The sequence below is a fragment of the Thermodesulfovibrionales bacterium genome (genome assembly GCA_035686305.1).
Lineage (GTDB): Bacteria > Nitrospirota > Thermodesulfovibrionia > Thermodesulfovibrionales > UBA9159 > DASRZP01.
In genome coordinates, this window is sequence record DASRZP010000085.1 from 1 (window position 1) to 14,801 (window position 14,801).

The following is a 14,801-nucleotide window of genomic DNA, read 5'->3' on the forward strand; positions in this document are numbered from 1 at the left end:
CATCTTCAGGTCTGTAATGATTGCATCGACGTTCGTCCTGTGTATTACTCTTGTCGCGCTTTCGACATCATTGGACCCACGGACGTCATAGCCTTCCTGTGCGAGTATTGAGGATAAGACCTTGATGGCATTCGGTTCGTCATCAACGATAAGGATATCTCCTTTGCTCCTACGGTTCACTGGACACCTCCCGATGCGTGAACAGGAAGAAATAATCTCACGGTTGTTCCTTTCCCCGTCTTGCTGTCTATCTCCACATGACCGTCATAATATTGAAAAATCTCGCGCGTAATGACCAATCCCAGTCCCTTTCCCTTGCGCGCCGGGAGAACTCCTTCCTTGTGCTCGTCCATTCCGGGACCGGTATCCGAGATCTCAACGATGATAAAGTCACCAACGGTGCGTTTTTCAGTCCTCGTTCTTACCGTGAGGTGCCCTCCTGACCGCATCGCTTCTATCGCGTTGTTTATGACGTTCAGAATTGCATGTTCGATCTGGAAGCCATTTACCATGATCTTAGGGACTTCCCCATATTCATAGGAGGTGTTGATATTATAGGCAATTGACTGGAGGGACGTGATCGTCTCCACCTTTTTCAGTAATGCATTGATATCGGTCAGGATGGGCCGCGTATCCGACAATGAAGTACTGAGAAAATTGGAAATGAAGGTATCAAGCCGGGCGATCTCCTCCTGCATCATCTCAGCAAACTCAACGAGGATGCGATCATGGGCATATTTCTCACTGAGGTAAACGACGGCGCCCTTTATGGCGTTCAGGGGACTCCGCACACCGTGTGCAAGGGTTGAGGCGATCTTGCCGATATCAATAAACTGCTGTGACTGCTCGAATTTCTGCGCCAATGCACAGAGTGCGTCGGGAGAGATTGTCACATCTGCTCCGCCGCCACGACCGTTGGAGGCTTTTGCGGGTGTTATGCTGATATCTGCCAATGTCTGACCGGAGAGACAGTTGATGGGATGGTCTTTGATGGTCATCTTCTTGTTCTTTTGCAGCGCTAGCGATACTGCGTCACCGTCTTCGGTAAATATCCTTGGAAAGATGTCATAGTACTTCCTGCCGAGGACGTTAGAAGCATACTTCTTTGCAATACTTTTTATATCTTCACCGAGGGCTGTAATGCATAAGTCCCTATCAACGGAAAAAGTATAGTCATGCCCCTTCCTCAATTCCACAGCCTTCCCCCTCTGAGGAAAACGATGACAACACCACATATGAAGAGCGTATGGTTTTTTCTGTTACAACAAGTCAGATAACGCATAGCTCAAAGATTCACAAGGCAAACAACCAGAGGATACATGCAATGCCTTACCATGTCACCTTCCGTTTTCAGTATAAGCAATATCTTTCTTATGTTCAAGCACAACATTATATAGCTTACCATAGAAAAGAGGCAGAATCACCGCAAAAATTTCCTGTGCCATTCCTTAATATAAATGTAATGTAATGAGTCTCTTCCGGCCAGCGTACATGTCATTTCCAGGGACAACCAGAACATGTCAAGGAACGGACCGGTAGTCGTGGTTCTAACCGGGACAGCTTTCATGATAAATGACGGGCGGATAAATATGAATCGGCAACGGTCCGATTTATTTGTAGGACAATTCTTATTTTTTTATCGGTGATAGTCCTACAAGATCAGTGATGACGCCAAATGGTACAATACTTGCAATTATTCCTGAGGACGGATTTTTTCAAGAAGTCGGTCTGTCGTCGGATTCTCTGATACGTCCAGGAGGTGCATATGTGCGGAATAGTTGGTTATGTCGGTAAAAGAGATGCCGTGCCGGTGCTCATTGACAGTCTGAAGAGACTTGAATACAGGGGATACGACTCTGCAGGTATTGCCTTCAGGAACGGTAAGGGAATCGAGATATGGAAGACAAAGGGGAAGATCAATGACCTTCAGATGATCCTTCCTAACCCGGTCTATGGCGCGAGGATCGGCCTTGGCCACACACGGTGGGCGACCCATGGGGCACCCTCCACGCGCAATGCTCACCCGCACTCAGCAGGAGGGGTCACGGTCGTACACAACGGGATCATCGAGAACTACCGCGAACTCAGGTCAGGCCTCATTGCTGAGGGCTGTGCCTTTTCTTCGGATACGGACACAGAGGTCGTCCCCCATTTGATTTCGAAGAATCTCGGGGCAGGTCTTTCTCTCAAGGATGCGATACAGAGGACCATATCGAGCTTACGGGGCACCTTTGCTTTAGGGATCATCAGTGAGGCTGATCCCGACGCGCTCTTTGCGGTGAGGCAGGGGAGCCCTCTTGTCATAGGCTTTGGTGAGGATGAATTCTTCTTCGCATCCGACATCCCTGCGATCCTTCCCTATTCAAGAAGGGTGATGTTCCTGGAGAACGGACATCTCTGTGTCCTCAGGCCGGGGGGGCTTGAACTTGAGTGCGTCCTTGACAGGAATGAGAAGATATCTGTCGAGGATAGGATCATCGAGATCGACTGGACTTCCTCCATGGCTGAAAAAGAAGGTTACGATCATTTCATGCTGAAAGAGATCTACGAGCAGCCGCGCACCGTGAAGGAGACGTTTACCGAGTGGGTAAAGGACCCGCAGAGACTCCTCGACGCGTCAGGACTGCCCCTTGAGATAACTTTGGGGCTCAGGAGGCTCCAGATCGTTGCCTGTGGAACGTCCTGGCATGCCGCTCTCATCGGGAAACATCTCATAGAGTCCCTCGCCCGTGTCCCTGTCGATATCGATATAGCATCGGAATACCGCTACCGAAAACCAATCGTAGAAAAGGGAACAATCCTTATGTCCATCACCCAATCGGGCGAAACCGCTGACACCCTTGCGGCACAGCGTGAGGCAAAGCATAGGGGTGCAACAACGCTGACGATCTGCAACGTGGTGGGCAGTTCCTCATCGAGGGAGGCTGACTCTGTTCTGTACACGAGGGCAGGTCCGGAAATCGGCGTTGCGTCGACAAAGGCCTTTACGGCACAGATTACGGCGCTCTACCTTCTTGCCGTAGCTCTCGCGATGAGGAAGGGTAAATTGTCTCTCGGAGAGACGAATAACCTCAAGGCCCAGTTCGCCCTGATCCCTAACCTCATTGATGAGGCGCTCAAGAAGGATGGGGAGATAAAGGAGCTTGCCAGGAGTCTTATCTACGCAAAGAGTTTTCTCTATCTCGGGAGAGGCATCAACTATCCCATCGCCCTTGAAGGCGCGCTGAAACTGAAGGAGGTATCATATATCCATGCCGAGGGATATCCTGCCGGCGAGATGAAACACGGTCCCATCGCCCTTATCGACGAGGGAATGCCCGTAGTCGTCGTAGCCCCGAAGGACGACCTTTTTGAGAAGATCCTATCGAACATAGAAGAGGTGAAGGCCAGGGGCGGCAGGGTCATAGCAGTATCCGATGACGCAGAATCTCTCGCTCATAAGGCAGACAATGTGATAGCAGTGCCGGCCACCCATCACACACTCTCTCCCCTGGTCAATATTATACCGCTGCAGTTGCTTGCCTACCATGTTGCTGTGCTGAGGGGGTGTAATGTCGACCAGCCGAGGAATCTTGCCAAGAGTGTGACGGTGGAGTGAATCGTGAACATCACAGCACTGAAGCGGCGGAACATGAGCAAATTTGTCGATCGACAGGGAGTTGATCTATGTGTGGAATAGTCGGATATATCGGTAAGGGAAACGCGTTGCCGATTTTGCTCGATAGTCTCAGGAGGCTCGAATACCGGGGATATGATTCGGCCGGCGTTGCCTGCCGAAACGGGAAGGGGATAGAGATATACAAGACGAGGGGCAAGATAGAGGACCTCCTGAGGATCCTCCCTCAGCCCGTGCCTGATTTTGGGATCGGTCTCGGCCACACAAGGTGGGCAACCCATGGCGAACCTTCAACACAGAACGCCCATCCCCACAGCGCAGACGGGGTGGTCGTGGTGCACAACGGGATCATCGAAAATTACCGGGACCTGAAGTCATACCTCCTCGCAGAAGGCCATGAGTTCTCATCCGATACCGATACCGAGGTCATACCGCAGCTGATTTCACACCATCTTGCAAGAGGTCTCTCTCCCATGGATGCCATCAGGGAAACAACGTCGATGCTGAAGGGGACCTATGCCCTGGGAATCCTCTGTGACACCTATCCCGACACCCTTTTCGCGATAAAATGTGGAAGTCCCCTCGTCGTGGCCCTCGGAGAAGGAGAGTTCTTCTTCGCCTCAGACATTCCGGCACTCCTTCCTTACAGCAGGAAGTTCATTTTCCCCGATGACGGTCAGGTCTGCACGATGACAAAGGGCGGCATCGAACTGAAATCGTTGACTTCCATGAAGACCTTGCCGATCAAGGACTCTATTATTGGCGTCGATTGGACCCCGTCTATGGCCGAGAAGGAAGGCTACGAGCATTTCATGCTGAAGGAGATCTACGAGCAGCCGAAGGCTGTAACTGATACCCTCAGTGAGTGGATCGATGATCCGAGGAGCCTTCTCGAGGAACTTCGCATCAGCGATACGGCAAAGAATCTCAGGAGGCTCCATATCGTGGGATGCGGCAGCTCATACCACGCGGGGCTCGTCGGAAGGTATATCATAGAAAAATTTGTACGCCTGCCCGTCAACGTGGATATAGCCTCGGAATACCGGTATATGGGACCTATCATCACGAAGGGCACCCTCTTTGTAACGATTACTCAGTCAGGAGAGACCGCGGACACCCTCGCGGCGCAGCGTGAGGCGAGAGAGAAAGGGGCCCTTGCCTTTGCGATCTGCAATGTCACCGGCAGCACGGCGACGAGAGAGGCTGATTCCGTCCTTTACACGAGGGCGGGACCCGAGATCGGTGTCGCCTCAACAAAGGCGTTTACCGCGCAGATGGCTGCGCTTTGCCTCCTCGGCATTGCCCTCGGGATGAAAAAAGGGAAGTTAAGCGCTCTCGAAATACAGACCCTGAAGTCTCTGCTGATGGATCTCCCGTGCCTCATTAAAAAGGCCCTCAAGACCGATAGAGACCTCAGGGAGATCGCAAAGACTCTCACAGATGCCAAAGGATTCCTTTACCTTGGGAGAGGTCTGAACTACCCTGTCGCCCTTGAAGGGGCACTGAAGATGAAGGAGATATCCTATACACATGCAGGCGGATATCCGGCAGGCGAGATCAAACACGGCCCCCTTGCCCTTGTGGAAAAGGGGGTGCCCGTTGTTTTTCTCGCGCCGATGGACAGCCTTCTTGAGAAAGTCCTCTCCAATATAGAGGAGGTGAGGGCGCGAGGGGGCAGGGTGATTGCGATAACCGACGCGCCCGCTGCGCTGAGGGAGAAGGTCGACGAACTGATTGTTGTGCCCTCAACGCATCCCGCCTTCCAGCCTTTTGTGACCGTGGTACCGCTCCAACTCCTTGCGTACCACGTTGCTGTTCTGAAAGGCTGCAACGTTGACCAGCCAAGGAATCTGGCAAAGAGCGTGACTGTGGAATGAACACAGTATCTCTCTTTCCCAAAGCCCTGTCGTCAATTGAAGGCGCACATGAAATTACCGTATACTAAAGCGGACGTCGTGACTGATAAAGACAGAGACATAGAGCACCTGACACAGGAAGTCCTTGAATTGCGGCAAAAGGTCGCTGCCTTTCAGTCCTCGGAAGAACGACACCGTTTGACGGAGGATGCCCTTCGTGAGCGTGAAGAACTCTACAGGAGTATTGTCGAAAACAGCAATGATGTGATCATGCTCACCCTGCCTGACGGACGCATCTCCTATTTGAGCCCTGCATGCAACAAGGTCCTGGGATATAGGCCGGAAGAGCTCATCGGGCGAAAGCCACGGATGATTCATCGTGAGGACCAGGAGAAAGCGAGGGAGGTTCACGATAAGGCAGTGAAGGGCGAGAGCGGCTCACCCATGGAATACCGCATCGTCACGAGGGCAGGCGGCACAAAGTGGGTCTCCCATGCATGGTCTCCGATTTTCAGGGACGGTGTGATTCAGATGGTGGTCAGCGTCGTCAGGGACATCACAGAGCAAAAGGAGAGGGAGACTGAAGTCTTCAAGGCGGAGAAGTACGAATCGATGAGGACCCTTATCGAGGGGTTGGTGAATGAGTTCAACAACCTCCTGAACTTCGTCGTCGGAAACATCTATCTTGTGAAGAAGAAGATGGGCCCCGAGAGCGAGATGGTCAAGCATCTCGCAGAGGCCGAGCACGCGTCATACCTCGCAAAGGATACGTTGAAGCAGCTGCTCTCAAGCGCGACGCCGGGGGAACGGTTGAGGAGGAAGGTTGATGTTGCGAGGGTCATCGAGAATTCGGTCAGTCTGGCCTTGATGGATTCACCCATGGAATTCGGGCTGTCCCTTGCCGATGATCTTTGGCCTGTTCTTGCCAATGAAGAACAGATCGGACAGGTCATTCGCCATGTCGTCTGCAACGCCCGGGAGTCTATGTCGGACAGGGGAACAATCAAGATATCCGCCAAAAATATCCCCCACGGCCATGAACATAATCCCCCTTTGAACGGAGACCACATACGGATATCCATCGAAGATCAGGGTGCTGGAATTTCTCAGGAGAATCTCCCGAAGATCTTTGATCCCTACTTTACGACCAAGGAGATGAGAGGCCCGAAAGCAACGGGGCTTGGCCTTACAACCTGTTATGCGCTCATCAGGAGTCATGACGGCTTTATCTCCGTAGATTCTCTTATCGGACGAGGAACGACGGTCCATATCTTCCTGCCTGCCCTCTGCGGTGAGGAGTCAGCAGGAAAGGAGGGTCTGGATAGCCCCCGCGCAAGGAAGGGGAAGGTCCTCGTCATGGATGACGAAGAGGTGGACAGAACCGTTGCCGGGGCGATTCTTGATCATCTGTCCTATGACGTTGAATATGCGAGAAAGGGAGAGGAGGCGATTGCTCTTTACCGCAAGGCCAGAGAATCGGGATCTCCCTTTGATCTCGTGCTCATGGACCTCATCATATTCGAAGGCCTTGGAGGCGAAGAAACGATGAAGAGACTCCTCGAAATCGATCCGGAGGTCAAGGTGATCATCTCGAGCGGGTATTTTCATGAGTACACTATGGCAGACTTCAATGACTTGGGATTCAGCGCAGTGCTTCCCAAGCCTTACCGGATCGAAGAGCTGAGCAGCCTGCTGACGAAGATGCTGGGGGAATGATCTTCTTGCCCGACCCTTCACCCCGACATCCGGGGGATTCTCGAAGGGCCACAGACCATATCACTCAAAGATGACGTAGCGACTGACCTTTGTGAATTGTCTTCCCTTCAGACCAGCATCCTCAAGGGTTCTGATCTTTCGCTCAAGCCGTATCGTGAGAATCCTGCGGACCGTTTCCGGCCCGAGTCCGGGAACCCTGAGCAGGGTGTCTCTGTCTGATGTGTTCAGCCTGACAGGGTAGTAATCAGGATGGCTTTCGGCCCAAACCTCCTTCGGGTCTTTGTCCAACCTCAGGTTGCCGCTCCTGTCAAAGAGGATATCTTCCCTCCTGAAGCCGTATCGGCGGCTGAGAAAATCAACCTGATAGAGACGGTGCTCCCGGAGGAATGAATCATCTCCATGCATGATTCCCCGCCTTTCACCGGGGATACCAGGATCGCCGAGACCTTTCTGATAGGCTGAAAAATAGATCCTCTTTATATTCATTCGGCCGTAAAGATTGAAGAGGGAATCAATGATCTCAGCATCCGTTTCGTCTGAGGCGCCGACAATGAATTGCGTCGTGCATTTGACTTTGCAAAACCTCATTCCCTTCTCCGTGAGCCTGCCCATCAGTGCCAGGGGACGGAGGATGTCTCTCTCGTAATCTTTCTTGTTTGAAAGTCTCTCGAAGTGTCTTTTCCCCGGCGTTTCGATATTGAGGGAGACTGTGGTCGCCAGCGACAGGGAATCTTCGATCGCTGCGTCCGATGCCCCCGGGATAATCTTCAGATGGATGTACCCCCTGAAATGATGCCGGTACCTAAGGAGGCGGGCCACGGCGTTGATCTTGTCCATGGTATAGTCGGCATCCCTGATGACGGCGGAGCTCAGGAAGAGGCCGAAGACCTTTCTCCTTTGCCGATATTCCATGAACAGCCGTGCAACTTCTTCGGGTTGCAGCGTGCAGCGCCTGACGTCAGTTTCGGAACGGAGCGGGCAGTACTTGCAGTCGTTGGCGCATGCATTCGAAAGGAGGGTCTTTAAGAGGACGGAGGAGCGGCCATCGGGCAGGGTGACGGGATAGAGCCATTTGCCGTCAGGTCCCCTTCTCCGGCGTTCATCGCTGACCGTACCGCATGCACAGGCGAGATCATACCGGGAATCTTCAGACAGCACTTTCAGTTTGTCGATCGTATCCATCGCGACCCTTCCGCAATGATAGCACAGAGTGGCTTCGGTGTGGAATGCGAAGGAAAGGATTGTGCCTACCCGGCCGCTTTGTTCCTGCCCGACCCTCCTGATGAAAGAGCAGGTCCTTCAACGCTTCGTCAATTACGAGCTCCCGAGAATACTATTGCATTCACAGCTGCTGTCAAATCTGAAGAAGAGCTCCTTTGCAACAAAACGGTAGAGTTCTCCGTTCGTCTCGACGAGGGAGGCATCTTTTATGATATCCACGCTCTCCTGTCCGTAATTCGTGTATTGGATCCATTCTTCCTCGGTGAGATAGATACGCTCCGTCACCCCGTGTATGATGTCGTACACGCAATCCATGTCTATGGTACCGATTACAGCCTTGTAAAAGGCGATTGCAGGAAGGGTGAAGGATTTACACTTCGCGCACTGGAAGTCGATCTTCTTGAGTATCCCTTCCAGGATACCAAGCTCATTCGCCGCCCGGACGAACTCGAGATACTCCTTCAGATTGAGAAGCAATCGATTGCGCTCTTCGTCGAGATGTGTCTCTTCTTCAGTCAATTCGACGATGAAGAACTCCATATCTCCTTCCTCAAGGATTCTATGAAGAGAAGGATACCATCACCCTGAGGCTTATAGTACATAAGTCGTCAAACCTTATAGAATGGCTTAAATAGCCTGCCAGCGTCATTGCTCTTTTTCAAATGGATCAAGCAAAATCTTCACTTCAAGAATTTCTGAGATAGAATCTAATCTGATCTGTTATCACGGTCGGGGGGCATATAGCCTTTCAAAAAATACAGAGGGCGTAACTTAGTTTCAACAAATATTCTCCCGAGATACTCACCCATAATTCCAACGGCCATAAGCTGGATACCACCAAGAAGTAAGATAACTACCATCAAAGAGGGATAACCATGGACAGGCTCACCAAATGCAAGAGTCTTGTAAATGATTATTCCGGCGTAAAGAAAGGCTATCAGGGCGGTTAGTAAGCCTAAATACATTGCCATCTTGAGTGGCGCGGTAGTGAAAGACGTGATACCTTCCAAAGCAAAGTTCCAGAGACGCCAATAATTCCACTTAGTCTTACCGGCGAGGCGGGGATTTCGATGATAATGTACTGCTTTTTGAGGATAACCTATCCATGTGAACAGCCCCTTTGTGAATCGATGTTGTTCGCGCAATTTTTTCAGTGAATCGACAGCTCTTCGGCTCAGTAAACGAAAATCGCCTGTATCTTCAGGTATAGGGATGCGGCTCAGTCGATTGATCAGGCGATAAAAAAAATGTGCCGTAATCTTTTTTACCCAGCCTTCGCCCTTCCGCGAAAGTCGTACAGCGTACACTCCGTCATAACCATCCTGCCAATGCTGAACCAACTCTGGAATGAGCTCGGGAGGATCTTGTAAGTCTGCATCTATTATAATGACAGCATCACCTTGAACATGATCAAGTCCTGCTGCCATTGCGATCTCCTTACCAAAATTCCTGCTCAAATCAACAATTCCGATGCTATGGTCATTCATTCTCAATGAGCGAATTACTTCCAGAGTTCGATCGGTGCTGCCATCATTCACATAGATGACTTCAGTCTGCATTGGTAAGTTGGCTAATATGACGGACAGACGCTGATGGAAAGTCTTCAGTACGCTCTCTTCGTTATATGCGGGTACAATCACGGAAAGTAGATGACTGGACTTCATATCCTTAAGCAAACTCCTATCGAGTTTCTTCATTCACCCCATCGTAGGCTATGGTACGTTATCTGATCATAAATCGCGTGGATCCATGATTCGTTCGTTTGGTTTTAATTGCTTGATTCAACATCATAATACTAATTTGAAGGCTTATAGTACATCAGCTCGCAGGCATAGGGTGAGAAGGCGTCAACGAGGCCCTGCATCTCTTTGTCGTTTATTGCCCTGAAGGTCTCTGCAAAGCCCACATTCTCCTCAAGCTGTTCTATGGTATCGCATCCGACGACGGCAGTCGAAACCGGATGGGAGAGAGCAAAGCGGAAAAAGGGCTCCATGGTTCTGTACCAGGGCAACCTTGAAGCAAGCCCGCGCAGATAGACCTTCATGCCTACGATTCCCATGTCGCGCTCCGTTGCAAGGGGGATGACGCCATCGATGAAGCTCTTGTACTTAGGTTCAGCGGGGTTCACCGGGATGAGGACCGTATCGAAGTCATAATCCTGGATGCAGCGTCTCACGAGGGAAGGGTCATGGTGGCCTGTTACGCCGATGAATCTTGCGAGGCCCTTTTCTTTGGCCTCAACGAATGCCTCGAGTGCTCCCTTCGGGCCAAAGATCTCTTCCCGTTCGTCTTCCGTTCTCACATCGTGGATCTGCCAAAGGTCGAGATAGTCGGTCCTCATGTTCTTCAAGGTCTCCTGTAACTGTGCCAGTGCTCCGTCCCTGTCCCTGGCATGGGACTTACTCGCGAGAAATATCTCTTTTCTCCGTTCCCTTAACGACCTTCCGTAATATCCTTCGCTTCCTGAATAGGCCCGGGCTGATTCACAGTAGGTTATGCCGGAGTCAAGGGCTCTGTTGATGAGACGGTATGCCCTTTCCTCGTATCCGAAGGTCCGCAGTATGCCTTCTCCTCCAAGGCCGAGGATGGTTACCTCGCATCCTGTCCTGCCGAGTCTCCTCTTCGGGATAGCCATAAAGAGATTATAGCAGAGAATATCATCTTCCATGCTGCTGCTTCCTGCAGCCCTTCCTCACACTGTTTTTTCATCGAGTTGCATAACGTCATGAATCATGATACTATTTTAAAATAAACTGTGAGACAATATTATTTTTTTTGGGAGGAGGTAGAACATGCGTAAAGACAAGGATGTCCGTGATGAGGTTGCGAGGGTCGCCTATGAGCTCTATGAGAAAAGGGGGAGGGCTCACGGGTATGAGCTGACTGACTGGCTTGAGGCCGAGAGGATCGTTATGGAGCGATACGCCAATGAAATAGAAAAAGAGGCTGAGGTCGTAAAAGCGGTCAGGAAGAAGAAATCGGAAGGGGCAGAGCCGAAAACAGCAAAGCCGAAAGCCAAGAAGACGCCGCCGAAAAAGACTGAGGCAAAAGCTCCAAAAGCAGGAAGGGCCACGACAAAAAAGAAGGCTGAATGAAGGAGGCGATGGTCTATGAAAAGATTGACGGGGACAAGGTAACATGCTTTCTCTGTAACCATCGCTGCATCATACATCCGGGCAAGAGAGGCATCTGCGCAGTACGGGAAAACAGGAACGGTACCTTGTACACCCTCGTTTACGGAAAGGTCATCGCCCGGCATATCGACCCGATAGAGAAAAAACCGCTTTTTCACTTCTATCCCGGCTCACGGTCCTATTCAATAGCCACAGTCGGATGTAACTTCAGGTGCCTCCACTGCCAGAACTATGAAATATCCCAATACCCGAGGGAGTATCCGGACATACCGGGAGAGGAGATGAGTCCGCAGGAGGTTGTCAGGGAGGCGGAGATATCGGGCTGCAAGAGTATTTCATACACCTATACCGAACCGACGATCTTCTTTGAGTTCGCCTATGACTGTGCGAGACTCGCCAGCGAAAAAGGGATCAAGAATGTCTTTGTGAGCAACGGTTATACAAGCCCTGAGGCGACGAGACTCATTGCGCCCTATCTTGACGGGAACAATATCGACGTGAAAGGCGATGAGACATTTTATAAAAAGGTTGTGGGCGGAAGACTCCAACCCGTGCTTGACACCATTAAACTCATGAAGGAGTTGGGGGTGTGGGTTGAGGTCACGACGCTCATCATCCCGGGCCACAATGATTCGGAAGGGTTTTTCGAGTGGATTGCTGAATTCATCCGATCAATCGATAGAGCGATGCCATGGCATGTGACCCAGTTCTATCCTACCTACAAGTTGCAGGATCAACCCCGGACCCCTGTCAAGACGCTCAGGAGGGCGAGGGAGATCGGACTCAAAGCAGGTCTCAAATACGTGTACGAGGGAAATGTCCCCGGTGAGGGCGGAGAGAACACCTATTGCCCTTCGTGCGGAGCACTGCTTATCGAGAGAATGGGTTTTGCGCTTACGACGATTAAAATGAAAGATGCTGCATGTGTACGATGCGGGACCAGGATTGATGGTGTCGGGATGCCGTGAGGGTCTCGGGTATGCATCCTATGGTGAGAACTGACGAGCCTGAGGCCCTCAGGAAACCCTTGGAAAGTGCGTATTGACAGACAGGACGTTTTCAGGTTTAATGATAGCAGGTGGCCATGAATCCCCTCTCTGAAATACATAACGATCTCCGTTCTCTTCCCTGTCTTTCAGGCTTCGGCAAGGACGAGCTCTCTGTGATTGGAGAGATGACCAGGGTCAGGGAGGTCGTTAGGAACGAAGTCATATTCGAAGAATCTGAGCCATCGAAGTCCTTTTTTATCGTGAAAAGGGGAACCGTGAAATTGTACAAGACTTCCCAGGAGGGCAGGGAGCTTATCATAAAGATTATGGGGCCGGGAGAGTACTTCTGCTGTGCCCCTCTCTGCGCGGGGGGAAGCTACATGGTCGGGGCGATTGCCCTTGATGATTCGTCGCTGATCGTTATCCCTTCAGAGACGTTCAAGGAGGTCCTGAGGAGTGCGGTGAGCGAGACCGGTTGGAAGATCATTTCAGGTCTCTGCAACAAGATTCATTATCTGTCCGGTCTTCTCGAAGACCTCGCCTTCAAGGATGTTGAAAAGCGGGTCATTACGACACTCATGACGCTGGCGGGAGAGGTCTCGCCGAAGGAGAGTTTCATCTCGCTTCAGCTTTCTCACCAGGATGTTGCGTCAATGACGGGAACGGTGAGAGAGGTGGTCTCGAGAACTATGTCAAAGCTGAAGAAGGCGGGTGTCATCACCCATTCCAGCGTCAAGGGGTTTACGATCGACAGAGGGAGACTGAGCAAGCTGATGGATAAACAGTCTTCGGTTTCCTCTCTCCGTCTGTAATGGTTGGAGTGGCGTAGGGGCGAAATGACCGCGAAAGAGACGAGAGGGGGATTCCGCCTCTTCTTGAGGGCCTTGTTTGACGTCATGTTTAAGGGGAACAAGGCCTTTTATGTCTGGATGGCGTTCCTTACGCTCTGCGTTTTCGCAGGACTCGGGGCTTACGTCTCTCAAATGAAGGCCGGACTCATCGTGACCAGGATGAGAGATCAGGTCTCCTGGGGCTTCTATGTCGCCAACTTTACCTTTATGGTCGGAGTCGCTGCTGCAGCGGTTCTCCTGATAATTCCCGCCTATCTCTACAGCTTTAAACCGATCAAGAAGATCGTGATTCTCGGGGAACTCCTTGCCGTATCCGCGGTCTTTTCCGCTCTCCTCTTCATCTTTGTGGACTTTGGGAGAGCCGAACGGTTCTGGCATGCGATCCCTTTCATCGGGACCCCGAATTTCCCGGGTTCCATACTCGCCTGGGATATGGTGGTCCTTAATGGCTATCTGATCCTTAACCTCTCTGTTGCCCTCTATGTCGGTTATCACACCTATTTGGGGAGGGACCCTGACAAACGGGTAGTCCTGCCCCTTGTCCTTCTGTCCATCCCCTGGGCGATAGGGATCCACACCGTCACTGCCTTTGTCTATAACGGCCTTGCAGCAAGGCCTTTCTGGAACGCCTCGATCCTAGCACCGAGGTTCCTTGCCTCGGCCTTCTGTTCTGGACCTGCGCTGATGATCATCATCTTCCAGATATTGAGGAAGGTGACGGACTTTAAGATCGACGATAAGGCTATTATGAGGATATCGGAGATCATAGCCTTTGCGATGGCGATCAATATCTTCCTCCTGTTCGCCGAAGTGTACAAGGAATACTATTCCAATACAGTCCACACATCCCAGATAAGGTATCTCTTCCTAGGACTCCACGGCCACGCCGAGCTTGTCCCATGGATCTGGTCGGCCATGTTCTTTAACGGTATCGGCTTTCTCCTCTTCCTTATCCCGCAGACCAGGAAGCGCCTTTTGACCCTTAACATCGGGTGCGGCCTCATCTTCATCGGGATCTGGATAGAAAAGGGAATGGGCCTTGTCCTGCCGGGTTTCATCCCCGACACTCTTGGCGAGGTCTATGAGTACTTGCCGAATCTGACGGAAGCCAGGATCGCAGGAGGCATATGGGCATTGGGTGCAATCATGTATACCCTGTCCGTCAGGACAGCGGTGGCGATCGAAACGGGGAGACTCCGTCACCCCGCAGCGCCTGCGATTGTGCACGAGGAAGAGGGCAAGCTTGCCAGAGATGTCATGAGCAGAAAGGTGATTTCCGTCAAGCAAGAGACGCCGATAGAGGAGATCGGCAGGCTTCTCGTTCTCCACCGCATCAGCGGTGTGCCTGTGGTAGACAATGCTAGCAGGGTTATCGGCGTGGTTTCTGAATCCGACATCATCTTCAGGGAGATCGATCA

Annotated in this window: 13 protein-coding genes; 7 read left to right on the forward strand and 6 right to left on the reverse strand. The window is 51.5% G+C overall.

Annotated elements, in window-relative coordinates:
- A partial coding sequence (locus tag VFG09_09955; protein ID HET6515470.1) for a response regulator occupies positions 1-180 on the reverse strand: 180 nt, incomplete at its 3' end.
- The gene (locus VFG09_09960) at positions 177-1,196 is read right to left on the reverse strand and encodes an ATP-binding protein (GenBank protein HET6515471.1); all 1,020 of its coding nucleotides are present in this window, start codon (positions 1,194-1,196) and stop codon (positions 177-179) included. The genes VFG09_09955 and VFG09_09960, both read right to left, overlap by 4 nt.
- A gap of 569 nt (positions 1,197-1,765) precedes the next feature.
- Here VFG09_09960 and glmS (VFG09_09965) point away from each other — a divergent pair.
- The 3 genes from glmS (VFG09_09965) (at position 1,766) to VFG09_09975 (ending at position 7,188) form a co-directional block, all read left to right on the forward strand.
- Positions 1,766-3,598 (forward strand): glutamine--fructose-6-phosphate transaminase (isomerizing), encoded by a 1,833-nt coding sequence (gene glmS / locus VFG09_09965; GenBank protein HET6515472.1) that lies wholly within the window; start codon positions 1,766-1,768, stop codon positions 3,596-3,598.
- 68 nt (positions 3,599-3,666) lie between these two features.
- Positions 3,667-5,493 carry a glutamine--fructose-6-phosphate transaminase (isomerizing) gene (gene glmS, locus VFG09_09970; GenBank protein ID HET6515473.1) on the forward strand — a complete coding sequence of 609 codons (1,827 nt, stop codon included), beginning with the start codon at positions 3,667-3,669 and terminating at the stop codon, positions 5,491-5,493.
- A 48-nt stretch (positions 5,494-5,541) separates the two neighbouring features.
- A complete protein-coding gene (locus VFG09_09975) occupies positions 5,542-7,188 on the forward strand; it encodes a PAS domain S-box protein (GenBank protein ID HET6515474.1) in 1,647 nt (548 codons plus the stop codon).
- Between the two features lie 60 nt (positions 7,189-7,248).
- Here VFG09_09975 and VFG09_09980 read toward each other — a convergent pair whose 3' ends face one another.
- The 4 genes from VFG09_09980 to VFG09_09995 all read right to left on the reverse strand — a co-directional run bounded on the left by VFG09_09980 (position 7,249) and on the right by VFG09_09995 (position 11,077).
- Positions 7,249-8,370: a radical SAM protein gene (locus VFG09_09980; GenBank protein HET6515475.1), complete on the reverse strand. Its 1,122-nt coding sequence runs from the start codon at positions 8,368-8,370 to the stop codon at positions 7,249-7,251.
- A gap of 132 nt (positions 8,371-8,502) precedes the next feature.
- On the reverse strand, positions 8,503-8,949 hold the full coding sequence (locus VFG09_09985) for a hypothetical protein (protein HET6515476.1): 447 nt from the start codon (positions 8,947-8,949) through the stop codon (positions 8,503-8,505).
- 167 nt (positions 8,950-9,116) lie between these two features.
- Positions 9,117-10,106 carry a glycosyltransferase family 2 protein gene (locus tag VFG09_09990; GenBank protein HET6515477.1) on the reverse strand — a complete coding sequence of 330 codons (990 nt, stop codon included), beginning with the start codon at positions 10,104-10,106 and terminating at the stop codon, positions 9,117-9,119.
- Between the two features lie 98 nt (positions 10,107-10,204).
- Positions 10,205-11,077, reverse strand: coding sequence for an aldo/keto reductase (locus tag VFG09_09995; protein HET6515478.1), 873 nt, complete (start codon positions 11,075-11,077; stop codon positions 10,205-10,207).
- 124 nt (positions 11,078-11,201) lie between these two features.
- Between VFG09_09995 and VFG09_10000 the strand changes: the two genes are divergently transcribed.
- From VFG09_10000 to nrfD, 4 genes are all read left to right on the forward strand, one after another.
- Positions 11,202-11,504: a DUF2934 domain-containing protein gene (locus VFG09_10000; protein HET6515479.1), complete on the forward strand. Its 303-nt coding sequence runs from the start codon at positions 11,202-11,204 to the stop codon at positions 11,502-11,504.
- Positions 11,501-12,511 (forward strand): AmmeMemoRadiSam system radical SAM enzyme, encoded by a 1,011-nt coding sequence (gene amrS, locus VFG09_10005; GenBank protein HET6515480.1) that lies wholly within the window; start codon positions 11,501-11,503, stop codon positions 12,509-12,511. The genes VFG09_10000 and amrS overlap by 4 nt, the downstream gene beginning before the upstream one ends.
- A 116-nt stretch (positions 12,512-12,627) precedes the next feature.
- Entirely contained in the window at positions 12,628-13,344 is a 717-nt protein-coding gene (locus VFG09_10010) for a Crp/Fnr family transcriptional regulator (GenBank protein ID HET6515481.1), read from the forward strand.
- A 24-nt stretch (positions 13,345-13,368) separates the two neighbouring features.
- Positions 13,369-14,801, forward strand: a 1,433-nt coding sequence (gene nrfD / locus VFG09_10015; GenBank protein HET6515482.1) for an NrfD/PsrC family molybdoenzyme membrane anchor subunit, incomplete at its 3' end; no start/stop codon positions are given.

Bases quoted from the DNA above. Each gene is read 5' to 3' on its own strand.
- glmS (HET6515473.1), top strand. From the start codon at position 3,667: ATGTGTGGAATAGTCGGATATATCGGTAAGGGAAACGCGTTGCCGATT.
- VFG09_09985 (HET6515476.1), bottom strand. From the start codon at position 8,949: ATGGAGTTCTTCATCGTCGAATTGACTGAAGAAGAGACACATCTCGAC.
- VFG09_10010 (HET6515481.1), top strand. From the start codon at position 12,628: ATGAATCCCCTCTCTGAAATACATAACGATCTCCGTTCTCTTCCCTGT.
- VFG09_10000 (HET6515479.1), top strand. From the start codon at position 11,202: ATGCGTAAAGACAAGGATGTCCGTGATGAGGTTGCGAGGGTCGCCTAT.
- glmS (HET6515472.1), top strand. From the start codon at position 1,766: ATGTGCGGAATAGTTGGTTATGTCGGTAAAAGAGATGCCGTGCCGGTG.
- VFG09_09995 (HET6515478.1), bottom strand. From the start codon at position 11,077: ATGGAAGATGATATTCTCTGCTATAATCTCTTTATGGCTATCCCGAAG.
- VFG09_09990 (HET6515477.1), bottom strand. From the start codon at position 10,106: ATGAAGAAACTCGATAGGAGTTTGCTTAAGGATATGAAGTCCAGTCAT.
- amrS (HET6515480.1), top strand. From the start codon at position 11,501: ATGAAGGAGGCGATGGTCTATGAAAAGATTGACGGGGACAAGGTAACA.
- VFG09_09980 (HET6515475.1), bottom strand. From the start codon at position 8,370: ATGGATACGATCGACAAACTGAAAGTGCTGTCTGAAGATTCCCGGTAT.
- VFG09_09975 (HET6515474.1), top strand. From the start codon at position 5,542: ATGAAATTACCGTATACTAAAGCGGACGTCGTGACTGATAAAGACAGA.